This is a genomic window from Phenylobacterium sp. GW823-FHT02A09, from assembly GCF_058797775.1.
In genome coordinates, this window is sequence record NZ_JBXAJZ010000001.1 from 192,623 (window position 1) to 213,317 (window position 20,695).

General features: G+C 68.6%; 22 protein-coding genes. 12 read left to right on the forward strand and 10 right to left on the reverse strand.

The genetic code is table 11. The annotated features are described in order from the left end of the window. Positions 1-7: 7 nt before the first annotated feature. Together AC1Q87_RS01000 and AC1Q87_RS01005 are read right to left on the reverse strand one after the other, a co-directional pair. Positions 8-1,006: a YeiH family protein gene (locus AC1Q87_RS01000; protein ID WP_492607173.1), complete on the reverse strand. Its 999-nt coding sequence runs from the start codon at positions 1,004-1,006 to the stop codon at positions 8-10. Further along, a complete protein-coding gene (locus AC1Q87_RS01005; RefSeq protein WP_492607174.1) occupies positions 1,003-1,239 on the reverse strand; it encodes a DUF6356 family protein in 237 nt (78 codons plus the stop codon). The genes AC1Q87_RS01000 and AC1Q87_RS01005 overlap by 4 nt, the downstream gene beginning before the upstream one ends. 117 nt (positions 1,240-1,356) lie before the next feature. Here AC1Q87_RS01005 and AC1Q87_RS01010 point away from each other — a divergent pair, with 117 nt between their 5' ends. From AC1Q87_RS01010 to AC1Q87_RS01020, 3 genes are all read left to right on the forward strand, one after another. Then, complete coding sequence (locus AC1Q87_RS01010; RefSeq protein ID WP_492607175.1) at positions 1,357-1,821, forward strand: Lrp/AsnC family transcriptional regulator; 465 nt, start codon at positions 1,357-1,359, stop codon at positions 1,819-1,821. 171 nt (positions 1,822-1,992) lie between these two features. Next, complete coding sequence (locus AC1Q87_RS01015) at positions 1,993-3,393, forward strand: AMP-binding protein (RefSeq protein ID WP_492607176.1); 1,401 nt, start codon at positions 1,993-1,995, stop codon at positions 3,391-3,393. Positions 3,394-3,471: 78 nt separating this feature from the next. Beyond that, positions 3,472-4,299, forward strand: coding sequence for an alpha/beta hydrolase (locus tag AC1Q87_RS01020; RefSeq protein ID WP_492607177.1), 828 nt, complete (start codon positions 3,472-3,474; stop codon positions 4,297-4,299). Between the two features lie 108 nt (positions 4,300-4,407). Here the strand turns inward: AC1Q87_RS01020 and AC1Q87_RS01025 are convergent, their stop codons facing one another. Beyond that, positions 4,408-5,175, reverse strand: coding sequence for an AraC family transcriptional regulator (locus tag AC1Q87_RS01025; RefSeq protein ID WP_492607178.1), 768 nt, complete (start codon positions 5,173-5,175; stop codon positions 4,408-4,410). A 92-nt stretch (positions 5,176-5,267) separates the two neighbouring features. Between AC1Q87_RS01025 and AC1Q87_RS01030 the strand changes: the two genes are divergently transcribed. After that, the gene (locus tag AC1Q87_RS01030) at positions 5,268-6,521 is read left to right on the forward strand and encodes an MFS transporter (RefSeq protein WP_492607179.1); all 1,254 of its coding nucleotides are present in this window, start codon (positions 5,268-5,270) and stop codon (positions 6,519-6,521) included. Between the two features lie 40 nt (positions 6,522-6,561). Here the strand turns inward: AC1Q87_RS01030 and AC1Q87_RS01035 are convergent, their stop codons facing one another. Then, the gene (locus AC1Q87_RS01035; RefSeq protein WP_492607180.1) at positions 6,562-7,551 is read right to left on the reverse strand and encodes an aldo/keto reductase; all 990 of its coding nucleotides are present in this window, start codon (positions 7,549-7,551) and stop codon (positions 6,562-6,564) included. Positions 7,552-7,710: 159 nt separating this feature from the next. Between AC1Q87_RS01035 and AC1Q87_RS01040 the strand changes: the two genes are divergently transcribed. Continuing rightward, on the forward strand, positions 7,711-8,235 hold the full coding sequence (locus AC1Q87_RS01040) for a GNAT family N-acetyltransferase (RefSeq protein ID WP_492607181.1): 525 nt from the start codon (positions 7,711-7,713) through the stop codon (positions 8,233-8,235). On the opposite strand, the gene AC1Q87_RS01045 is transcribed toward AC1Q87_RS01040, so the two are convergent. After that, a complete protein-coding gene (locus tag AC1Q87_RS01045) occupies positions 8,210-9,025 on the reverse strand; it encodes an alpha/beta fold hydrolase (protein ID WP_492607182.1) in 816 nt (271 codons plus the stop codon). The genes AC1Q87_RS01040 and AC1Q87_RS01045 overlap by 26 nt on opposite strands. Before the next feature lie 169 nt (positions 9,026-9,194). Between AC1Q87_RS01045 and AC1Q87_RS01050 the strand changes: the two genes are divergently transcribed. Next, the gene (locus tag AC1Q87_RS01050; RefSeq protein WP_492607183.1) at positions 9,195-10,199 is read left to right on the forward strand and encodes a SphA family protein; all 1,005 of its coding nucleotides are present in this window, start codon (positions 9,195-9,197) and stop codon (positions 10,197-10,199) included. On the opposite strand, the gene AC1Q87_RS01055 is transcribed toward AC1Q87_RS01050, so the two are convergent. After that, positions 10,196-10,765, reverse strand: coding sequence for a TetR/AcrR family transcriptional regulator (locus AC1Q87_RS01055; RefSeq protein ID WP_492607184.1), 570 nt, complete (start codon positions 10,763-10,765; stop codon positions 10,196-10,198). The genes AC1Q87_RS01050 and AC1Q87_RS01055 overlap by 4 nt on opposite strands. Positions 10,766-10,860: 95 nt before the next feature. Here AC1Q87_RS01055 and AC1Q87_RS01060 point away from each other — a divergent pair, with 95 nt between their 5' ends. Genes AC1Q87_RS01060 through AC1Q87_RS01070 form a run of 3 tightly spaced genes read left to right on the forward strand, consistent with a single transcriptional unit; the run spans position 10,861 to position 12,948 of the window. Next, positions 10,861-11,631 carry an SDR family NAD(P)-dependent oxidoreductase gene (locus AC1Q87_RS01060; RefSeq protein ID WP_492607185.1) on the forward strand — a complete coding sequence of 257 codons (771 nt, stop codon included), beginning with the start codon at positions 10,861-10,863 and terminating at the stop codon, positions 11,629-11,631. Between the two features lie 10 nt (positions 11,632-11,641). Further along, the gene (locus tag AC1Q87_RS01065) at positions 11,642-12,217 is read left to right on the forward strand and encodes a hypothetical protein (RefSeq protein WP_492607186.1); all 576 of its coding nucleotides are present in this window, start codon (positions 11,642-11,644) and stop codon (positions 12,215-12,217) included. Further along, a complete protein-coding gene (locus AC1Q87_RS01070; protein ID WP_492607187.1) occupies positions 12,214-12,948 on the forward strand; it encodes a dienelactone hydrolase family protein in 735 nt (244 codons plus the stop codon). The genes AC1Q87_RS01065 and AC1Q87_RS01070 overlap by 4 nt, the downstream gene beginning before the upstream one ends. On the opposite strand, the gene AC1Q87_RS01075 is transcribed toward AC1Q87_RS01070, so the two are convergent. From AC1Q87_RS01075 to AC1Q87_RS01085, 3 genes are read right to left on the reverse strand one after another with little or no spacing between them, the layout of a single operon-like run. Then, positions 12,945-13,760, reverse strand: coding sequence for a phytanoyl-CoA dioxygenase family protein (locus AC1Q87_RS01075; RefSeq protein ID WP_492607188.1), 816 nt, complete (start codon positions 13,758-13,760; stop codon positions 12,945-12,947). The two genes, AC1Q87_RS01070 and AC1Q87_RS01075, sit on opposite strands and share 4 nt — an antisense overlap. 28 nt (positions 13,761-13,788) lie before the next feature. Next, positions 13,789-14,238 carry a nuclear transport factor 2 family protein gene (locus AC1Q87_RS01080; RefSeq protein WP_492607189.1) on the reverse strand — a complete coding sequence of 150 codons (450 nt, stop codon included), beginning with the start codon at positions 14,236-14,238 and terminating at the stop codon, positions 13,789-13,791. 57 nt (positions 14,239-14,295) lie between these two features. Beyond that, on the reverse strand, positions 14,296-15,552 hold the full coding sequence (locus AC1Q87_RS01085) for a cytochrome P450 (protein WP_492607190.1): 1,257 nt from the start codon (positions 15,550-15,552) through the stop codon (positions 14,296-14,298). 185 nt (positions 15,553-15,737) lie between these two features. Between AC1Q87_RS01085 and AC1Q87_RS01090 the strand changes: the two genes are divergently transcribed. The 3 genes from AC1Q87_RS01090 to AC1Q87_RS01100 all read left to right on the forward strand — a co-directional run bounded on the left by AC1Q87_RS01090 (position 15,738) and on the right by AC1Q87_RS01100 (position 20,135). Beyond that, positions 15,738-17,087, forward strand: a complete 1,350-nt coding sequence (locus tag AC1Q87_RS01090) for an FAD/NAD(P)-binding protein (RefSeq protein ID WP_492607191.1) — start codon at positions 15,738-15,740, stop codon at positions 17,085-17,087. Positions 17,088-17,205: 118 nt separating this feature from the next. Beyond that, positions 17,206-19,320, forward strand: coding sequence for a M13 family metallopeptidase (locus AC1Q87_RS01095; protein ID WP_492607192.1), 2,115 nt, complete (start codon positions 17,206-17,208; stop codon positions 19,318-19,320). Positions 19,321-19,376: 56 nt separating this feature from the next. Beyond that, positions 19,377-20,135, forward strand: coding sequence for a TrmH family RNA methyltransferase (locus AC1Q87_RS01100; RefSeq protein WP_492607193.1), 759 nt, complete (start codon positions 19,377-19,379; stop codon positions 20,133-20,135). Here AC1Q87_RS01100 and AC1Q87_RS01105 read toward each other — a convergent pair. Further along, on the reverse strand, positions 20,132-20,545 hold the full coding sequence (locus AC1Q87_RS01105; RefSeq protein WP_492607194.1) for a helix-turn-helix domain-containing protein: 414 nt from the start codon (positions 20,543-20,545) through the stop codon (positions 20,132-20,134). The genes AC1Q87_RS01100 and AC1Q87_RS01105 overlap by 4 nt on opposite strands. Positions 20,546-20,695 lie beyond the last annotated feature (150 nt).

Below are 20,695 nucleotides of genomic sequence, written 5' to 3' on the forward strand. Positions count from 1 at the left end.
TGTTGGCCTAATGCACCAGCGTCAGACTGGTCGCGGCGGCGAGCAGGGCGATGACGCCGGTGGCGGCGACGAGCGTCCAGGCGAGCTTCGGCTCGATGCGCAGCAGGTCGCGCGGCGCGACCTGGGCGCTGATGGCGGCGACGCCGCCGAGCAGCAGCAGCTGCGAGGTCAGGGTCAGGGCCGGCAGCAGGGCCGCCGGGATCAGGCCGAAGCTGCGCGCGGCCATCAGCGCGGCGAAGGCCCAGACGAACAGCGGCGGCAGCGGCAGGCGGCGCGAACGCGCCTGCATGCCCATCGACAGCCCCACGGCGACGATCACCGGGCCGAGCCAGAGGATGCGCGAGAGCTTGGAGAGCGCGGCCGAGGCCTCAGCGCCCGGCGAGACCGACTGGCCGGCGGCGACCACCTGGGCGACGTCGTGGATCGAGAGGCCGAGGAAGACGCCGGTCTGCCGCTCGCTGAAGCCGAAATGCCGGGCGATCAGCGGATAGGCGACCATGGCGAGGGTCGAGAGCAGGTTCACGCCGACGACGACCAGGGCGGTGGTGCGGCGGCTGGCGTCGCTGTCGGGCAGGGCGCTGGACGCGGCCATGGCCGCCGAGGCGCCGCAGATGGAGACGGCGCTGGCGGCGATCAGCGCCTCCACCAGCGGCAGGCCGGCGAGCAGGCCGATGCCGGTGCCTGCGCCGAGGCTGGCCATCACCACGCCGCCGCTGGCCAGCGCGACCGGCAGGCCGAGCGCGGCGAGTTCGGCGAAGGCGATCTGGGCGCCCAGCAGCGCGACACCGGTTTTCAGGCCAGGCTTCGACCACCAGCAGAGCGCCGGGCCCAGCGCGGCTGACCAGCCGGCGAGGCCAAGGCCCATGCCGGCGACGGCGGCGATCACCGGCGCCGGAAAGCCCGTCGCACGGCCGAGCATGAGGGCGCAGAGCGCGATCAGGCCAAGCCCCAGTAAGCCGACCAGCGGATGGCGCACGTGTCCCGCGGTGAGCGGGAGGTGGGTCACGCCTGCAGCGCCTTGGAAGCGGACGTATCGGCGCGGCCGCGGGCGGCCATCTGGGCGTGCAGCCGCTGGACGCAGTGGCTGGCGGTCTTCTCGAACCAGAACGGGAAGATCGCGTGCACGAGGCAGGCCGCACCGGCGGTGATCATGGTCATGCCGAAGCCCGAGGCCTGGGCGAGGTGCTCGCCATAGCTCTCGCCGATGGAACTCGGATGCCGGTTGAACGCGTCCAACATGAAACTCTCCCACGCTATCGACCGTCAGGATGGCCGCTGGAGGGGAGAAAGGCGTTGTCGAAGTTGTCGTCATTCGGCCAATGTGGAGAAGACTGTTCTTCCTGAGGGGTGTCGATTGTGGGTTCTGTTCTCCTGGATGCGACGGATCGGCGAATCCTGCGCGAGCTGCAGGCCGACGCCACGATCCCGGTGGCCGAGCTGGCCGAGCGCGTGGGGCTATCGCAGACGCCGTGCTGGAAGCGGGTCAAGCGGCTGACCGACGAGGGGGTGATCGACCGCAAGGTGGCGCTGCTCAACCGCGAGAAGCTCGACCTGGGGCTGGTAGTATTCGTGTCGCTGAAGACCAGCCGTCACGACGAGGAGTGGCTGGCCCAGTTCGCGAAGGGAGCCTCAGCCCTGGCCGAGGTGGTGGAGATCTACCGGCTGGCCGGCGAGACCGATTACCTGCTGAAGGTCGTGGTCTCGGACATCGCGGCCTATGACCGGTTCTACAAGCGCCTGATCGCCGCCGCGCCGCTGAACGACGTGAGCTCGGCCTTCGCGATGGAGCAGATCAAGTTCACGACGGCGCTGCCGGTTTAGGACTGCCCAAAAGCTCGTCATGGCCGGGCCGGCAGGTCCCGGTCATCCATACTCTCAGCCCTCTCCGACATCGCCGGTGCGTATGGATCCCCGGCAGGCTGACGCGGCCGAGGATGACGAGCGTATGGGGTGGGGCTTCTCGCGGTTCATGAGACCCGCTAGGCAGGAGCCATGAACCTCTACGAGCTGCTCGCTTCGCGTTTCCCCGCCGATCGGTCCAAGCCGGCGTTCATCCTGCCGGACGGGCGGGAGGTGTCGTATGAGGCGCTGGAGGACGATGTGGCGCGGACGGCGGCGCTGCTGGTCGAGCATGAGGTCGAGCCCGGCGACCGGGTGGGGCTGCAGTCCGAGAAGAGCGTCGAGGCGGTGGTCGTCTACCTGGCGACGCTGAAGGTCGGGGCGGTCTTCCTGCCGCTGAACACCGCCTATACCGAAGCTGAGATCGACTACTTCATCGACGACGCGCAGCCGGTGCTGTTCGTCGAGGACGCGGTGGAGCTGGTCGCCGACGCGCGCAGCCGTCAGCCGCTGGCTGAGACGCTGGCGCGCAGCGAGGACGACCTCGCCTCGATCATCTACACCTCGGGCACCACCGGGCGCTCGAAGGGGGCGATGCTGAGCCACGGCAACCTGGCGGCCAATGCGCTGGCGCTGCATGCGGCCTGGGGGTTCAGCGAAGACGACGTGCTGCTGCACGCCCTGCCGATCTTCCATGTCCACGGGCTGTTCGTGGCGCTGCACTGCGCGTTCCTGTCGGGCGCGCCGATGGTGTGGCTGGCCAAGTACGACGATGCACAGGTGCTGGCCGGCTTGCCGAAGTCGACCGTGATGATGGGGGTGCCGACCTTCTACACCCGGCTGCTGGCAAATCGGGCCTTCACCCGCGAGGCCTCTGCGCACATGCGGGTGTTCATCAGCGGCTCGGCGCCGCTGCTGGAATCGACCTTCGCCGAGTTCGAGGCCCGGACGGGGCAGCGCATCCTGGAACGCTACGGCATGAGCGAGGCGGTGATCATCACCTCCAATCCGCTGGAGGGCGAGCGGATCGCCGGCAGCGTCGGCTATCCGCTGCCGGGCGTGGAGCTGCGGATCGGCGGGGGCGAGGCGACCGGGGTCATCGAGATCAAGGGGCCGAGCGTGTTCAGCGGCTACTGGCAGATGCCGGAGAAAACCGCCGAGGAATTCACGGCCGATGGGTTCTTCAAGACCGGCGACGTTGGGCGCCAGGACGCCGACGGCCGGGTGTGGATCAGCGGCCGGGCCAAGGACCTGATCATTTCCGGCGGCTTCAACGTCTATCCCAAGGAGATCGAATTGATCCTCGACGAGATGGACGGCGTGACCGAGAGCGCGGTGATCGGCCTGCCGCACCCGGATTTCGGCGAGGCGGTGGCGGCGGTGGTGATCGGCTCGGGCGACGAGGCGGCGATGATCGCCGCGCTGCGCGAGAAGCTGGCGGCGTTCAAGACGCCGAAGAAGGTGTTCTTCGTCGACGAGCTGCCGCGCAACGCCATGGGCAAGGTGCAGAAGAACCTGCTGCGTGAACGTTATGCGGGCACGTTCGCGGGGTAGCCGGGCTCCAGGTTCTTTCGGATAGCGGCGTTCGTCGTTTCGAGGTTAGGTTGCGCCCCTCAACTCAGCGAGGGCTCAATGGCACCGAAGGAAGAAACTTTCGAAGGGGCCGGCGGCCTCAAGATCTTCATGCGCTCGTGGCGGCCGGTCGGCGCGCCCAAGGCGATCGTGGTCATCAGCCACGGGTTCAACTCGCACAGCGGCCAGTACGCCTGGGTCGCCGAGCAGCTGGCGGCCAAGGGCTTTGCGGTCTACGCACACGACTATCGCGGGCGCGGCCTGTCGGAAGGCGAGCGGTTCCACGTCGAGCACGTCGACGAATATGTCGGCGACCTGGTGCAGGTGGTGGGCATCGCCAAGGCGCGCGATCCGGGGCTGCCGGTCTATGTGCTGGGTCACAGCGCCGGCGGGGTGATCGCCAGCACCTACGCCCTGGACCACCAAGCCGACATCGCCGGGCTGGTCTGCGAGAGTTTCGCCTTCCGGGTGCCGGCGCCGGACATCGCCCTGCAGGTGATCAAGGGCGTCAGCCACATCGCGCCGGACATTCCGATCCTGAAGCTGAAGAACGTCGACTTCTCGCGCGATCCGGCGGTGGTGAAGGCGATGAACGAGGATCCGCTGATCCACGACGAGACCCAGCCGAGCATTACGGTGGCGGCGCTGCAGCGGGCCGACGAGCGGCTGACCAAGGAGATCCCGACAATCACCCTGCCGGTGCTGATCATGCACGGGACCGAGGACAAGGCGACCCTGCCGAAGGGCAGCCAGTTCTTCTATGACCACGCCGGGTCGAAGGATAAGACGCTGAAGCTGTACGAGGGCCACTATCACGACCTGCTGGCCGACATCGGCAAGGAGGGCGTGCTGGGGGATATCGTCGGTTGGATCGAGGCGCGGATTTGATCAAGTCCGCTCGTCCCGGCGAAAGCCGGGATCCAAGCTGAGCAACCGCTCGCGGCGCCGACATCCCGCTTGGGCCCCGGCTTTCGCCGGGACGAGCGGTTTGCGGGGTCACCCCTGGTGCTTGCTGGGCGCCACGCCGACGAGGCGCTTGAACATGGTGGCGAAGGCGGCGGGACTTTCGTAGCCGAGGTCGAGGGCGATGGCGGTGACCTGGTCGCCGGCCGCCAGACGGGGCAGGGCGACGAGGACGCAGGCCTGCTGGCGCCATTCGGCGAAGCTCATGCCTGTCTCGCGGCGGAAGGCGCGGGTAAAGGCGCGCCGGCCCATGCCGAGGTCGTCGCTCCAGCGGTCGATGGTGTCGTGCGGGCTGGGGGCCTCGAGGAAGGCGCGGCACTTGGCGGCGAGCGCCGGACTTTGCGGGAACGGCGCGGCCAGCGGGACCACCGGCGCGCGGCCGAGTTCGGCCAGCAACAGCTCGATGACCAGGCCGTCGCGGCCGTCGCGGTCATACTCGCGCGGCAGTTCGCTGGCCGCGAGCAAAAGGCTGCGGAGCAGGGGCGAGACTTCGATCACCCGGCTGGCGTCGCCGAGCGCGTCGCAACCGCCCGGCTCGATCAGGATGCCACGGGTGCTGACCGAACCGACCATTTTCACCGCATGCATGACCGTGGGCGGTGTCCAGACCGCGCGCTCGGGCGGGGCAACCCAGGTCCCGTGCGGCGTCGAGACGACGACGACGCCCTTGGCGGCGTAGAGCAGCTGCCCGCGGCGGTGGCGGTGCCATTCCAGCTCGAAGTGCGGCGGGTAGTCGTTGGCGATGGCCACGACGGGGCGGGGCGTGTCCTCGACGTCACCGGGATCGATCCAAACGGCCATGTGTCCCACTCGCGAAAGTGAAAGACCCATACAGGAATGCGGGCGCGCGGCGAAGCGCCTATCCGGGCCGCTCGAAGTATGGAGCAGCTCAGATGGGCGGACGGACGATCACGGCGAACAGACAGGTTCAGGCGACTAGCGAGACGGCATTCGGGGTGATCCTGGCGATCAGCTTCTGCCACCTGCTCAACGACATGATGCAGGCGCTGCTTCCGGCCATCTATCCGAACCTCAAGGCCGAGCTAGGGCTGACCTTCGGGCAGATCGGGATCGTAACCCTGGCCTATCAGGTGACCGCCTCGATCCTTCAGCCGATGATCGGGCTCTATGCCGACAAGCGGCCGACCCCGATGGCGCTGCCGTTCGGGACGCTGTTCTCGCTGGCCGGGCTGGCCGTGCTGTCGGTGGCGCACACCTACGGCCTGGTGGTCGTCGGGGCCTGCCTGCTGGGCATGGGCTCGTCGGTGTTCCACCCCGAGAGCAGCCGCGTGGCGCGGATGGCGGCGGGCGGCCGGCATGGCCTGGCGCAGTCGCTGTTCCAGGTCGGCGGCAACGCCGGCTCGGCCCTGGGGCCGCTGGCGGCGGCGGTCGTCGTCGTGCGCTGGGGGCAGTCGAGCCTGATGTTCTTCGCGCTGCTGGCGCTGCTGGCCGGCGGCATTCTGTGGAACGTGGCCCAGTGGTATCGCACCCAAGGGCTGGCGCGGATGCGCGCGGCGGCCAAGGGCCCGCAGCCGGTCGCGCCGCCGAGCCGCCAGGTGGTCGTCGGGGTCTCGATCCTGCTGGCGCTGATCTTCTCGAAGTACGTCTACCTGGCCAGCCTGACCAACTACCTGACCTTCTACATGATGGAGAAGTTCGGCTCGTCGGTGCAGGGCGCGCAGATGCACCTGTTCCTGTTCCTGGGCGCGGTGGCGGCCGGGACGGTGGCCGGCGGCCCGCTGGGCGACCGGTTCGGGCGCAAGTACGTGATCTGGTTCTCGATCCTGGGCGTGCTGCCGTTCAGCCTGCTGCTGCCATTCGCCGGCGCGTTCTGGACCGGGCCGCTGGTGGTGATCATCGGGCTGATCCTGGCCTCGGCCTTCCCGGCGATCGTGGTGTTCGCCCAGGAGCTGGCGCCCGGCAAGGTGGGCATGATGTCGGGGATGCTGTTCGGGTTCTCGTTCGGAATGGGCGGCCTGGGCGCGGCGATCCTGGGCGTGCTGGCCGACAAGACCGGCATCGAGACGGTCTACCGGCTGTGCGCCTTCCTGCCGGCCATCGGCCTGTTGGCGGCGTTCCTGCCGAAGATCGAGAAGCATCCGCCGCTGCCGCCGACCCCGCCGGGGCTCGAGCCGGAAGCGGTCTAGGACGGACGCCTCCGCCCGCGAGGGCGGAGGCGAACTCCGGTCAGGCGTTGACCATGGTCATGCCGCGTTCGGTGTAGCGCATGCCGGCGACCTTGGCGGCCAGGGCGTCGAGGCCGGCGGTCTCGGCGGCCGTCAGGGCGACGTCGGCAGCGCCGAGGTTGGATTTCAGGTTCGCCAGCCGCGTGGTGCCGGGAATGGCGACGACGTTGGGCCTGGCCGCCAGCACCCAGGCCAGGGCCACCTGCGAGGCGGCCGCGCCTCGGGCCTTGGCGAGCTTCTCGATCTCCTCGACCAGGGCCAAGTTGGCCTCGTAGGCCTCGCCCTGGAAGCGCGGGGACTGGCCGGCGCGATAGTCGGTTCCGGTCGGGCGGTTGTCGCGGGAGAAGGCGCCGGTCAGCATGCCGCGGCCGAGCGGCGAGTAGGCGACCAGGGTCACGCCGGTCTCCTGGCAGAGCGGCAGCACGTCCTGCTCGATGTCGCGGGTGAAGATCGAGTACTCCGACTGGACGGCGGCGATCGGGTGCACCGTCTGGGCGCGGCGCAGGGTGTCGGCGCTGACCTCGGAGAGGCCGATGGCCTTGACCTTGCCCTCCTTGACCAGCTTGGCCATGGCCTCGACCGTCTCTTCGATCGGGCGGCTCTGATCCTTGCGGTGCAGGTAGTAGAGGTCGATGTGGTCGGTCCGCAGCATGCGCAACGACTGCTCGACGGCGCGGCGCATGTTGGCTTCCGAGCCGTCGACGCCGGTGATCGTGCGGGTGGCGAGGTCGGCGACCGGGCCGAACTTGGTGGCGATGAACGCCTTGTCGCGGCGGTCGTGGAAAGCCGCGCCCAGCAGGTTCTCGTTGTGGCCGAAGCCGTAGAGCTCGGCGGTGTCGAAGTGGTCGACGCCGAGGTCCAGCGCTTCGTGCAGCAGCTTGACGGCGTCGGCTTCGTTCATCGGCTCGCCATAGGCGATCGACATGCCCATGCAGCCCAGGCCGATAGCATTCACGTCCCGGCCGGTACGGCCGATCTGGCGACGGATCATGGGGAACTCCGCAGATTGGATTGTGGGGTGTTGTGAGCGTTCACTCACATGCGGATAATTAGGCGCTGGCGTGGAAAGCGTCAAGCGATCGACGGCCTTCCGACAGGGCCCGGAAGTTTCGGCTGGCGGGAAGGCGCAGCTTATGGATTACCGAAGGCCATGCATTTTGCTCCCGCCGATCCGTCCGAACTGCCTGCCATCGCCGCGCTGGTGAACTCCGCCTATCGGGGCGAGAGTTCGCGCCAGGGCTGGACCACCGAGGCCGACTATCTGGACGGCCAGCGCACCGACGCGCAGACCTTGGCCGGCGACCTGGCCGCCAATCCGCAGGCGATGGTGATGACCTTGCGCGACGAGGCCGGCGCACCGCTAGTGGGCTGCGTCTGGCTGGAGCCGACCGACGGCGGGGCCTGGTACCTGGGCATGCTGACGGTGCGCCCGGACCTGCAGGACCGCCAGTTGGGACGGACCATGCTGGCGGCGGCCGAGACGCACGTGCGCGAGCTGGGCGCGCAGCGGGTGCGGATGACGGTCATCCAGATCCGCGACACGCTGATCGCCTGGTACGAGCGGCGCGGCTACGCCCGCACGGGGGAGACGCGGCCGTTCCCCTATGCGGACCTGCGCTTCGGCCAGCCGGCGCGCGACGACCTAGAGTTCATCGTGCTGGAAAAGGCGCTGTAATCCGCTCGGCGATCATCGGGACCAGCCAGTCGCCGCGGTCGAGCAGGCCGGTGTGGGTGGTTCCGGGCAGGACGGCGAGCCGTGCGTCGGGCAAGAGGGCGACCGTCTCGGCGGCGTGGTCGATGCGCACGAAGTCGTTGTCGCCGATGGCCAGCAGGGCCGGGACGGCGATGGCCGCGACCTCGGCCTTCGCCCAGCCCTCCCAGCTCGAGACCATGACGTTGATGCGCTCGACGCTGCGGTCGAAGGCGGTGGGATCGGGGGCGACAGCCTCGAAGCTAGCCCGCCACGAAGCGAAGTCCTCTTCGGTCGGCAGCAGCGGGATCAGCGCTTCGGACGGGATATGTCCGGGCTCGCGCTGCAGCCTGATCAGGTCGTGTTGCATGCCGTCGAAGGTGTAGGACGCACCGAGCGCCGAGAGGCTGGCGACCCTCGCCGGATGGCGGATCGCCACGCCGAAGGCGACCATGGCTCCGAGGCTGAAGCCGGCCAGGTGGGCGGCGGGGACCTTCAGATGATCGAGCACCGCGGCGACGTCGTCGGCGAGGTCGTCCATGCGCATAGGACCTTCACGGTCGCCCGTGTGGCCATGACACTGGAGCTCGACGGCGATGACCGGGGCGAGGGCGGCCAGCGCCGGCAGCAGCCGGCCGGCGAAGCCGATCTCGACGGTCATCAGCCCGCCGTGCAGCAGCACAAAAGGCGTTGCGTCGGCGCGCAGCGGTCCGCCGTGGATCTCGTAGTAGACGTTGAGGCCGGCGCGGGACGCATGGCCGCTGGTTGGTTGCATCGCAGATCTCCGAGGTTCGCCTACCCCAAGGACGTCGTCAGCCGGCCAATTCCGACAATGGCGCGTCATTGGTCTGCCGAGGAGCAACCGCGGGTTTCACCTCATGGGCGCCGTCGGACCCCGCCGCCACGATCACCGCCCAGGATCGCCGCCACAAGGGGAAGTCGCGATGGGCAATTCAAAGAGGACGAGGGCGCGGTGGATCGCCGCCGCCGCGAGCGGCGTCGCGCTGGCGTTCGTGGCCGGTCATGCCGAGGCCTCGGAGGGCGGGGCTAGTGTCTATCTGCTGGGATCGGGCGGGCCGGGCGCGGCGATCGTGCCGCCGATCGAGGGCGTTTTCCTGGCCGACACCCAATATTATTACAGCGGCGAAGCCGGCGGCGAACGGGAGTTCGTGATCGGCGGCAACGTGGTCGCCGGGCTGGACGCCACGGTCAATGCGAACTTCGCCACCGTCCTGTGGGTGCCGACCACCGACCTCGCCGGCGGCACGCTGGCGGTGGGGCTGGCGCTGCCGATCGGCGGCCCGGACGTCGAGGTGTCCGCGACCCTGACCGGGCCGGGCGGACGGCAGATCGAGCGCAGCAAGAGCGACTCCGCCTTCGTGATGGGCGATCCGCTGCTGACCGCGATCTGGGGCTGGAAGAGCGGCAAGACCCATATCGCCGCCAGCACCCTGATCAACGTACCCGTCGGCCAGTACCGCAAGGACAAGCTGGCCAACCTGGCCTTCCATCGCTGGGCGGCCGACGTGTCGCTGGCGGGGACCTATCTGGACGAGGAGGCGGGCTGGGACGTCTCTGGCAAGGCCGGCTTCACCTTCAACGGCGAGAACGACTACACGAGCTACGAGACCGGAACCGAGTTCCACGCCGAGGCGGCGGTCGAGAAGAAGTTCAACAAGACCTGGTCGGCCGGCGTGCAGGGCTACTATTTCGAACAGGTCAGCGGCGACTCCGGCGCGGGCGCCAGGCTCGGATCCTTCAAGGGCCGGGTGGCGGGCCTGGGCGTGACCGGGGCCTACAACTTCCTGCTGTTCGGCAAGGCGCCGGCGACCCTGCGGCTGCACGCAATCAAGGAGTTCGAGGCGAGGAACCGCCTCGAGGGCGAGTCGATCTTCCTCGACTTCAGCATGCCGCTCTGGGTGAACATGCCGCCCGGCGCGGGCTCCTAGGCCCGGATCGAGTCCAGCACCGCCTCGGCCGCGGCGTCGAGTTCGGCATCGGTCCAGGTGCGTCCCTTGAGCTCCGACTTCAGCATGTAGCCGACCGGGGCGAAGAACAGGCTGGCCATCAGGTCGCTGGGCAGGTTCTTGAAGACGCCCCTCTCGATCCCATCGCGGCGCAGCCGGCCGACGGCGGAGGAGATCTGCTCGTGGGCGGCGCCGCCCTCGCGCTTGGATAGCGAGGACTCGGCGAAGCGCTGGCCGAACATGAACGACAGGGTGTCGGCCCGGTAGGCCTCGTAGAGCAGACGCCAGACCCGTTTGAGGCGGGCGTCGGGAGCCTCGTCGCTGTCTTCGCCGTCGATGATGGCCTCGAAGATGCGCCGCTTGATGCCGCGATAGACCTCGATCAGCAGGTCGTCCTTGGACGGGAAGTGCCGATAGAGCGTGCCTTCGGCCACGCCGGCGCGCGCGGCGATGGCCGCGGTGGTGGCGGATTCCAGGCCGTCCTGCGCGCCGATTTCCAGGGCCGCGCGCACCAGCTTGTCCTTGGTCGAGGCAGGCGTCGTGAGCATCGGCTCACAAATTGTCGGGCGAGACCTTCTGTCAAGTCTGCGCAAGCGTCGCAGCTTCAGGTTAGAACAGCGTCCAACGAACAAGGGAGCGGGACATGGATCTGGGTTTGAAGGGCAAGAAGGCGGTCGTCACCGGCGGATCGCGCGGCATCGGGCGGGCGATCGCCGACCTGCTGGCCGACGAGGGCGCGGACGTCGCGATCTGCGCGCGCAACGCCGACCAGGTGGCTGAAGCCGTCAAGGCGTTGGAAGCCAAGGGCGTGAAGGCCTTCGGTCAGGCCGTGGACATCGCCGACGGCCCGGCGATCCGCGCCTTCGTCGCGGCGGCCGGCGAAGCGCTGGGCGGCATAGACGTCATGGTTTCGAACGCCAGCGCCCTGGTGCAGGGCGCCGGCGAGGACGAGTGGCGCGCGATGTTCGAGATCGACATCCTGGGCGCGGTGCGGACGTTCGAGGCGGCGCGGCCGTTCCTGGAGAAGGCCGGCGAGACGCACGGCGACGCGGCGTTCCTGATCACCTCGTCGGTGTCGGCGGCCGAGGCCTCGAACGCCTCGTCCTACGGGGCGATGAAGGCGGCGCTGATCCATTACGCCAAGGGCCTGGCGCGCGAGAACGCGGCCAAGCACATCCGCGCCAATGTCGTCTCGCCTGGCACCGTGTTCTTCGAAGGCGGCGTCTGGGGCAACGTCAAGGCCGGGATGCCGGGCTTCTTCGACCAGATGATCAAGCGCAATCCGACCGGCCGGATGGCGACGCCGGAAGAGGTGGCGGCGGCGACCGTGTTCCTGGCCAGCCCGCGCTCGGCCTTCACGACCGGGATCAACATGCTGGTCGATGGCGCGATCTCCACGCGCGTCAACTACTAGGGCCAAGTCATTGGAATACGATTATTTTCAGCTGACGCTGGGGCGCGAGCGCGCGGCCCAGCGGGTGCTGGCCGATCACCTCTACGGCTCGGCCGGCGTGCGGGCGGTGTTCGCGCCGCTGCTGGGGTTCGCGTCCGACCAGGCGCTGGTCTTGGCTGCGGCCGGGACCCGGGTCTCGTTCACGCCGGGCATCGTGGCCAGCGACCGGGTGCGGCTGACGCCGACCTTGCGGCCGGTCGACGAGACGCCGCCGGAGCTGGGCGGGATCTACGTCCACAACTGGTTCACGATCGACGGCGGCGCGGTCGAGGAGTTCGTACGGCTGTCGGGCGAGGCCTGGCCCGACTTCGAGGCGCGGTTCGAGACCAAGATCTTCGGCCTGTTCCTGGCCGAGGAGGACGAGGCCGACCGCGAGGCCGGCGCGCGCCGGCTGCTGCTGATGACCCGCTATCGGGATCTCGGCGAATGGCAGACGTCGCGGGACCCGACCACCGATGCGATGGCCGTGTTCCTGCGGCGGCGCGAACTGACGCGGGTGTCGCTGGCGCGGGCCTGCGTGCTGATGCCGAGGGAGGTGGGCAAATGATCGAGCAGACGCTGGAAATCCCGCTGAGCGACGGGGCGAGCACGACCTTCATCGTTCATCCCGAGCGTGACGGGCCCCATCCGCTGATCCTGTTTCTGATGGACGCGCCGGGCATCCGCGAGGAGCTGCGCGACATGGCCCGGCGGCTCGCGAGCGCCGGCTACTACGTGATGCTGCCCAACCTCTACTACCGGGCCGGCGTGCTGGAGCTGGTCCCGCCGGGCGGGGCGATGGACGACGCCTTGCGCGAGCGGATGATGGGCCTGATGAACGGGCTCACCATCCCGATGGTGATGGACGACGTCGAGGCGATGGTCGCGTTCGCATCCGGCCAGCTGGGCGCCGACGCCAGCCGCATCGGCACGGTCGGCTACTGCATGAGCGGACAGTTCGCGATCAATGCGGCGGTGCGCGTGCCGCAGGTGAAGGCCGCCGCTTCGATCCACGGCACCTATCTGGTCACCGAGGCCGAGGACAGCCCGCATCTGGCGGCGCGCAAGAGCTCGGCCGAGCTCTACTTCGCCTGCGCCGAGACCGACCGCTGGGCGCCGCTGGAAACGGTGGCGGCGCTGGCCAAAGCGCTGAAGGCCGACAGGGCGCGGGCCGAGGTCGAGATCTATCCGGGCGCCGAGCACGGCTTCACCTTCCCGCAGCGGGCGCTCTACCAGAAGCAGGGCGCCGAGCGGCACTGGGAGCGGCTGAATGCGCTCTACCGCCGCAACCTCGGCTAGAGGGCCTGGCGCTCCACCGGCGCCACCCAGTCGTCCTCGAGGCTCTTGAGCGGGTGCGAGCCGGTGACCTGGCCCATGAACGGCGGCCAGATGTTGTAGCCGAGCAGGTCCTGCAGGCGCGGCGACATCGCCTGCACGCGTTCGCGCGGGACGCCGAGATAGAAGTTCTCCTGCGTGCGGCCCCAGGGCTCGCAGTACTGGTTGGTGAAGGCCAGACGCGGGGCGTCGCTGCGGTTGGCCCCGCCGCGGTGCACGAGCGTCCCCTGGAAGACGATGGCGCCGCCGGCGGGCATGACGACAGGCCGCAGCATCGACAGAGCCTTCTCCGGCGAGAGGGCGGCGATGTCGGCGTCGCTCCAGCGATGGCTGCCCGGAATGATGTCGGTCGCGCCGTTGGTGTCGGTGAAGGCGTCGATCGCGCCGATCAGCGAAAGGCTGATGGCCGGGCGCGGACGCGGCTGGCGGTAGAAGCCGTCGTCGGTGTGCAGCGCCTGGGCCGCCTCGCCTGGGTAGATGCAGATCGCCTGGCTGGCGGTCAGCAGGTAGCTCGGCTGTAGGAAGCGGTCGAGCAGGGCGAGCAGGCGAGGCTCGGCGGTCAGGTGCTCGAACACCCTGCCGCGCGCGACCAGGGTGTAGACGCGCTCGGTCGAGAAGCCTTCGAAGGCGTTGCGGCCGTGATGGGAGCCGAGGTGCGGGGCCAGGGCCGCGCGTGCGGCGGTCAAGGCGGCGGCGTCGGCGAAGTCCTCGATCACGGTGTAGCCGTCGTCGGTCAGACGCCGGACGTGGGCTTCGATGTCGAACGGCTCGGACATGGCCGCCTCCCTGTTTGGAGGCGAGTGTCTACTCGAATGACGGAAGGGCAAGTCCAGGACGCTCGTTGTCCCAGATCATCGAGACGATGCGCCAGCGGCCATCGGCCTCGCAGTAGAGCTGGATGGAGTTGATCCCGCGCCGGTCGGGCGGGGCCTCGCCGGGCTCGGTGCGCGCCTCGTAGGCGCTCCAGACCTGGGCCATGTTGCCGAACACGTCGATGCGGCGGGCGATCTCGACCTCATAGAAGTCGTGCGCGGCGAAGAACGGTTCGACGTCGGCCTGGTAGGCGGCGGGGTCCATGATCTTGATGTTCGGACGCCTGTCCTCCCCGATCCAGGTGCGCATCTGGCGGGCGTCGGGATGGAAGATCTCGGCCTGCAGCGCCCAGTCGCGAGGGCCCTGGGGGCCGGAGATCATGGCGTACATGGCGTCGACGACGGCGCCGATGTCGGTGGGGTCGAAGGGCAGGGTTCTCATACGAAGAGAGCCTAGGCGCGGGGCCCAGGCTCTCCAATCGTCGCGCGACGAAAGCGGTCAGGCGCGCTTCGGAATGACCACCTTCATCGACTCGTAGCCCTTCACGAAGGTCGAGTAGATGCGCTTGGGCTCTTCCACGAGTTGGATGTCGGGGAAGCGCTTCATGATCTCTTCCCAGATGATCTGCAGCTGAAGCTCGGCCAGGCGATTGCCGACGCAGCGGTGGATGCCGAAGCCGAACGACATGTGGTTCCGCGGGCGGGCGCGGTCGATGATGTAGTCGTTCGGCCGCTCGATGACCTCTTCGTCGCGGTTGCCCGAGACGTACCACATGACGACCTTGTCTTCCTTGCGGATCAGCTTGCCGCCGATCTCGATGTCCTGGGTGGCGCGGCGGCGCATGTGGGCCAGCGGCGTCTGCCAGCGGATGGTCTCAGAGACCATCGACGGGATCAGGTCGGGGTTCTCGCGCAGCTTCTTGTACTGATCCGGGTTTTGGTTCAGCGCCAGGATCGAGCCGGAGATGGTGTTGCGGGTGGTGTCGTTGCCGCCGACGGTCAGCAGCACGACGTTCCCGAAGTACTCGCGGGGCGACATGTCCCGCGTGTCCTTGCCGTGAGCCAGCATGGAGATCAGGTCACCGGTCGGTTCGGCGTTGACCCGCTCGTTCCAGCGCTCGGTGAAGTAGCCGTGGTACTCGAGGAAGATCTGCATCTTCTGCTCGAGGGTGTCGATCAGGCCGTGGCCGGGGACCGCGGTCACCACGTCCGACCAGTAGGTCAGCTTGCGGCGGTCGGCCTGGTCGATGCCGAACAGGGTGGCCAAGGTCATGGCCGTCAGTTCCATCGAGACCTTGTCGACCCAGTCGAACTCCTCGCCGATCGGCAGGGAGTCGAGGATCGCGGCGGCGCGTTCGCGGATCAGCGGGCCGAGGATGGCGAGGTTGGCTGGCGCGACCGCCGGGCTGACCGTCTTGCGCTGGATGTCGTGCTTGGGCGGGTCCATGGCGATGAACATCGGCAGCGGGCCTTCGTCGCCGTTCTGGTCGGCGATGGTGATGCCCGGCTCCGACGAGAACGCCTGGTGGTTCGTGTCGACCGCCATGATGTCGTTGTACTTGGTGATCGACCAGTACGGGCCGTACTCGCTCTCGGCGGTGTAGTGGACCGGGTCCTCCTTGCGCAGGCGCTCGAAGTTCCACCACATCTCGTTCGACTGGAAGAGAGCCGGCTGGGCCGGATTGATCTGGTCGAGCGGCGTCGAATAGGCCAGCGCGCGGGCGTCCTTGCTCAGATCGATATTGCCGTCGCTCATGTGAATCCTCCTCCAGTCCGATTGCGCCCTCGGTCTCAGCCAAAGATGACGCAGGCGTCAAGTTTTAGCGCGACTTTCCACAGCCGTCTCATCCGATCTGCGTTCGAATGCAGTTTTTCTGTCGTTTTAAACTCCATAAAAGTGATAGGAATTAAGTCGGCCTACGTATTTTGGAGTTCGGATCAATGAGTCAGCGGCCCACAGTGGTGGTGATCGGAGCAGGGTTTTCGGGACTGCTGACGGCCCTGCATCTGGCCGCCGATCCCGATGGGCCGACGGTGCGGCTGATCGAGCGCGCCAAGGCGTTCGGTCGCGGCGCGGCCTATTCCACGGCAAATCCCGATCACCTGCTGAACGTGCGGGTGGCGAACATGAGCGCCTATCCGGACGACGCCGAGCATTTCACCCGCTGGCTGGCGCGGCACGAGGGCTGGAGTTCGCACGGCGGCTTCGTGACCCGCGGCGTCTATGGCGACTATTTGCAGGACCTGCTGCGCGAAGCGCTGGAGACGATGGCGCCGGGGCGTCTGTTGCTGGAGCAGGACGAGGCGGTGGACGTGCAACGGGCGGGCGAGGGGTGGCGGGTGCGGCTGGCGCTCGGCCGCGAGCTCGACGCTTCGGCCGTCGTGTTGGCCCTAGGCGTGCTGCGGCCGGCGGCCCCGGCCACGGCGGGTGAGACGCTGCTGTCCTCGGCCCGCTACATCGGCGACCCCTGGGATCCGAAGGCCAAGCTGGATCCGGAGTGGGACGACGTCCTTCTGCTCGGGACCGGCCTGACGATGGTCGACGCGGCGGTCAGCCTGTGGCGTCCGGGGCGCCGGTTCTGGGCGATTTCGCGCCGCGGCCTGACCCCGCGCCAGCACGCCCCGACGAGCGAGCACGGGGGCGAGGTCGCTCCGAGGGGAACGCCGCGCGAGCTGCTGGCGGCGATCCGCGAGGCGTCGGACGGCGGGCGCTGGCGAGAAGCGATCGACAGCCTGCGGCCGCATGTGCAGGCGATCTGGCTCGGCTGGAGCCAAGCCGAGCGGCAGGCCTTCCTGCGCCACCTGCGGCCCTGGTGGGACGTGCACCGCCACCGGCTTGCGCCCAGCGTGGCGCGGCGGATCGGGCTGCTGATGCGGGGGCGCGAACTGGTCGTGCGGGCCGGGGAGGTGACTTCGCTGACCCTAACCCGCGACAATGTCGAGGTGGCGTGGCGTCCGCGCGGCGGCCATCTGATGCGGCGGCTGAGCGTGTCGGCGGTGGTCAACTGCGCCGGATTGCTCGGCGACCTGGAGCGGGCCAGCGAACCGCTGTTGCGGAAGCTGCTGGCGCGCGGCTTGATCCGCCCCGACCCCTGTCGGCTCGGCGCCGAGGTCGACGTCGGTTCGCGGCTGATCGGGGCCAGCGGACGGGCCGAGCCGGGCCTGTTCGCCGTGGGGCCGCTGACCCGCGGGGCGTTCTGGGAGATCACCTCGGTTCCGGACATCCGCAGCCAGGCGGCCGGCGCGGCGCAGACCATCCTCAGCGGCGTGCGGCGCGCGCGGGCGGCGTAACAAGCGTCACATATGACGTAAGTTTAATGCGTTGGCCGCTACGCTGGCCGGCGGCAAGTGTCATAAGGGCTCCAAAGGCTGCGGCGCCGGGGAACGGCGCCGGGTATGGGAGCGCTCGATGAACACCTGGAAGACTCTGCTGCTGGGCGCGTGCGCGCCGCTGGTGCTGGCCGCCTGCGCGACGACAACGCCGACGCCTGCTCCCGAGGCCGCCCCGGCCTCGGTCGCCGAGGCGGCCAAGCCCAAGCCCAAGTACGGCACGTTCGGCTTCGACGTGGCGGGTATGGATACATCGGTCGCGCCTGGCGACGACTTCTACGCCTACGCCAACGGCGGCTGGATGAAGACCACCGAGATCCCGGCCGACAGCGGCAGCTACGCTACTTTCGCCGTGCTGCGCGACCTGGCCGCCGAGCGGACCCGCGCGATCCTGGAGGACGCGGCCAAGTCCGAGGCGGCGGCCGGCACGAACGCCCGCAAGATCGGCGACTACTACGCCAGCTTCATGGACGAGGCGGCGATCGAAGCGGCCGGCGCCGCGCCGCTGAAGCCCGAACTGGCGGCGATCGCGGCGATCAAGACGCGCGCCGACCTGTCGCGTGAGTTGGGCGCGACCCTGCGGGCCGACGTCGACGCCCTGAACATGACCGACTACACGACCGACCGGCTGTTCGGCCTGTGGGTCGCCGAGGACATGAACGATACGTCCAAGTACCGGCCCTACATCATGCAGGGCGGGCTGGGGCTGCCCGACCGCGCCTATTACCTGGACGACAGCGCGCGCTTCCAGGACCTGCGGGCCAAGTACAAGGCGCACATCGCCGCGATGTTCGCGCTGGCCGGCTATTCCGACGGTGAGGCGCGGGCGGCCAGGATCCTGGCGCTGGAGACGGCGATCGCCAAGACGCACCTCTCCGTCGACGAGACCGGCGACGTGGCCAAGGCCAACAACGTCTGGACCCGCGCCGACCTGCAGAAGAAGGCGCCCGGCATTGACTGGACCGCCTGGCTTCAGGGCGCGGGGATGAGCGAGCAGCCGACCTTCGGCGCCTGGCAGCCCAGCGCCATCGCCGGCATCGCCCAGTTGGTCGGCGGCCAGCCGATCGAGACCTGGAAGGACTATCTGGCGTTCCACGCCATCGAGCGCGGCGCGCCCTATCTCTCCAAGGCGTTCGCCGACGAGCACTTCGCCTTCAACGGCACGGGGCTGGCCGGCACGCCGCAGCAGCGCGAGCGCTGGAAGCGTGGAGTGGACAACGCCAACGCCGCCCTGGGCGACGCGGTCGGCCAGCTCTATGTCGAGCGTCACTTCACCCCGGAGGCGAAGGCGCAGATGCAGGAGATGGTGAAGAACATTCTCACCGCCTTCGACGCGCGCATCGATCGGCTGGACTGGATGAGCGCCGAGACCAAGGCCAAGGCCAAGGAGAAGCTGGCGGTGTTCCGCGTCGGGGTCGGCTATCCCGACAAGTGGCGCGACTATTCGGGCCTGCAGATCGTGCGCGGCGACGCCTACGGCAACTGGCGGCGCGGCGAACTGTTCGACTACCAGCGCAACGTCGCCAAGTTGAAGGGGCCGGTCGACCACGACGAGTGGTGGATGACGCCGCAGACGGTCAACGCCCTGAACCTGCCGATGCAGAACATGATCGTGTTCCCGGCTGCGATCCTGGAGCCGACCTTCTTCGACCCCAACGCCGACGCGGCGGTGAACTACGGCGCCATCGGCGGGGTGATCGGCCACGAGATCGTTCACGGGTTCGACGACACCGGGGCGCTGTTCGACGTGAAGGGTGATCTGAAGAACTGGTGGACGCCAGCCGACATGGCCCAGTTCAAGGCCCGCGGTCAGGCGCTGGCGGCGCAGTACAGCGCTTATGAGCCGCTGCCGGGCCTGCACCTGAACGGCAACCAGGTGCTGGGCGAGAACATCGCCGATCTGGCCGGCCTGGCCAGCGCCTACGACGCCTACCACCTGTCGCTGAAGGGGCAGCCCGCGCCGGTGATCGACGGCTTCACCGCCGACCAGCGGTTCTATTTCGGCTGGGCGCAGAACTATCGCAGCAAGTTCCGTGAGGCCTCTCTGCGCCGCAACGTGCTGTCGGGCGTGCACTCGCCGGGCGAATACCGAGCGCAAACGGTGCGCAATCTCGATCCGTGGTATCCGGCCTTCGAGGTGAAGCCGGGGCAGGGCCTCTACCTGGCGCCTGAGCAGCGGGTAAAGATCTGGTAGCTCAAGTCGTCACGATCGAGGATCCGAACGACGCGCGCATCGCGGCCTATCGCGATGTGCGCGAGCGTGACCTCGTGGGCCGCCAGGGCCTGTTCGTGGCCGAGGGCGAGGTGGTGGTCCGGGTGCTGGCGCGCTCGCCGCTGGTTCGCCCGCAGTCGCTGTTGCTGGCCGACAAGCGCGTGGCGGCGCTGTCCGACGTGATCGCGGCGATACCCGACGACGTACCGGTCTACGCCGCCGGCCAGGCGGTGATGGACGCGGTGGTGGGTTTCCCGATCCACCGCGGCATCCTGGCGCTGGGCCGGCGCGCGGCCGAGCCGAGCGCCGACGAACTGCTGGCCGGTCTGCCGGCCGACGCGCTGGTGCTGGTGCTGAGCGGCATCGCCAACCACGACAACATGGGCGGGCTGTTCCGCAACGCCGCGGCGTTCGGGGCCGATGCGGTGATCCTGGACCCGACCTGCTGCGATCCGTTGTACCGCAAGGCGATCCGGGTGTCGGTCGGGGCCGCGCTGCTCAAGCCGTTCGCGCGGCTGGGGGAGGGCGAGGACCTGCTCCAGGTGCTGGAGCGCCGCGGCTTTCAGCCCTTGGCGCTCAGCCCGGCCGGCGAGACGACCCTGGCGCAGACCGCGCGCGCGCCGCGCACCGCGGTGGTGCTGGGGGCCGAGGGGCCTGGCTTGTCGAAGGCGTTGCTGGAATGCGCGAAAACCGTCCGCATTCCGATGGCGGACGGCTTCGACTCGCTGAACGTAGCGGTGACCGCTGGGGTGGTGCTGCATCACCTCGCCTTTGCGGCGAGGCGCGCGCCCGACTAGCGGGCGCGGCGGATGCCGACGGTCTCTTCGGAGTCCTCGATCAGCGAGCGCGTCAGGTTCAGGATCGCCGTGCGCATCGAGGGCTGCTGAACGCTGGCGAAGGCCTCGAGCAGTTGCACCGCGCCAGGCACGGCTAACTTTTCGAACAGGCTCTCGTCGCTCATCGGGGTCGGGGTCTCGCCGACCAGTTCGCCGACAGTGGTGTCGAGCTTCTGAGCGATGCGCACCAGCATCGACGCCGAGACGCGGTTGGCCCCGCGCTCATACTTCTGCACCTGCTGGAAACTCACCCCCAGGTGGTCGGCGAGGGTCGATTGGGAAATGCCGAGCCACTTGCGACGCACACGAATGCGGTGACCCACCGCAACGTCGATCGGGTCCGGTCCTTGGTCCTCGGAGTTCTCGTTCACTGAAAAACGTCCCTAATCACGTACCAAAACGCACATTGGCTATCTGCCATAGGCGTATCGCGCCCCGCCACACCTATATCGTGAAACGGCCGCTGCACTGCAACAGAAAGTTAATCTTCGCTTATGGCGCGAGTCTTGGTTGCGTCAACT

What these genes read in the sequence shown, in the direction of transcription:
- AC1Q87_RS01070 (WP_492607187.1), top strand. Translation starts at nt 12,214, where the DNA reads ATGATCGAGCAGACGCTGGAAATCCCGCTGAGCGACGGGGCGAGCACG.
- AC1Q87_RS01035 (WP_492607180.1), bottom strand. Translation starts at nt 7,551, where the DNA reads ATGATCCGTCGCCAGATCGGCCGTACCGGCCGGGACGTGAATGCTATC.
- AC1Q87_RS01075 (WP_492607188.1), bottom strand. Translation starts at nt 13,760, where the DNA reads ATGTCCGAGCCGTTCGACATCGAAGCCCACGTCCGGCGTCTGACCGAC.
- AC1Q87_RS01020 (WP_492607177.1), top strand. Translation starts at nt 3,472, where the DNA reads ATGGCACCGAAGGAAGAAACTTTCGAAGGGGCCGGCGGCCTCAAGATC.
- AC1Q87_RS01050 (WP_492607183.1), top strand. Translation starts at nt 9,195, where the DNA reads ATGGGCAATTCAAAGAGGACGAGGGCGCGGTGGATCGCCGCCGCCGCG.
- AC1Q87_RS01015 (WP_492607176.1), top strand. Translation starts at nt 1,993, where the DNA reads ATGAACCTCTACGAGCTGCTCGCTTCGCGTTTCCCCGCCGATCGGTCC.
- AC1Q87_RS01080 (WP_492607189.1), bottom strand. Translation starts at nt 14,238, where the DNA reads ATGAGAACCCTGCCCTTCGACCCCACCGACATCGGCGCCGTCGTCGAC.
- AC1Q87_RS01005 (WP_492607174.1), bottom strand. Translation starts at nt 1,239, where the DNA reads ATGTTGGACGCGTTCAACCGGCATCCGAGTTCCATCGGCGAGAGCTAT.
- AC1Q87_RS01060 (WP_492607185.1), top strand. Translation starts at nt 10,861, where the DNA reads ATGGATCTGGGTTTGAAGGGCAAGAAGGCGGTCGTCACCGGCGGATCG.
- AC1Q87_RS01040 (WP_492607181.1), top strand. Translation starts at nt 7,711, where the DNA reads ATGCATTTTGCTCCCGCCGATCCGTCCGAACTGCCTGCCATCGCCGCG.
- AC1Q87_RS01085 (WP_492607190.1), bottom strand. Translation starts at nt 15,552, where the DNA reads ATGAGCGACGGCAATATCGATCTGAGCAAGGACGCCCGCGCGCTGGCC.
- AC1Q87_RS01090 (WP_492607191.1), top strand. Translation starts at nt 15,738, where the DNA reads ATGAGTCAGCGGCCCACAGTGGTGGTGATCGGAGCAGGGTTTTCGGGA.
- AC1Q87_RS01025 (WP_492607178.1), bottom strand. Translation starts at nt 5,175, where the DNA reads ATGGCCGTTTGGATCGATCCCGGTGACGTCGAGGACACGCCCCGCCCC.
- AC1Q87_RS01030 (WP_492607179.1), top strand. Translation starts at nt 5,268, where the DNA reads ATGGGCGGACGGACGATCACGGCGAACAGACAGGTTCAGGCGACTAGC.
- AC1Q87_RS01055 (WP_492607184.1), bottom strand. Translation starts at nt 10,765, where the DNA reads ATGCTCACGACGCCTGCCTCGACCAAGGACAAGCTGGTGCGCGCGGCC.
- AC1Q87_RS01095 (WP_492607192.1), top strand. Translation starts at nt 17,206, where the DNA reads ATGAACACCTGGAAGACTCTGCTGCTGGGCGCGTGCGCGCCGCTGGTG.
- AC1Q87_RS01045 (WP_492607182.1), bottom strand. Translation starts at nt 9,025, where the DNA reads ATGCAACCAACCAGCGGCCATGCGTCCCGCGCCGGCCTCAACGTCTAC.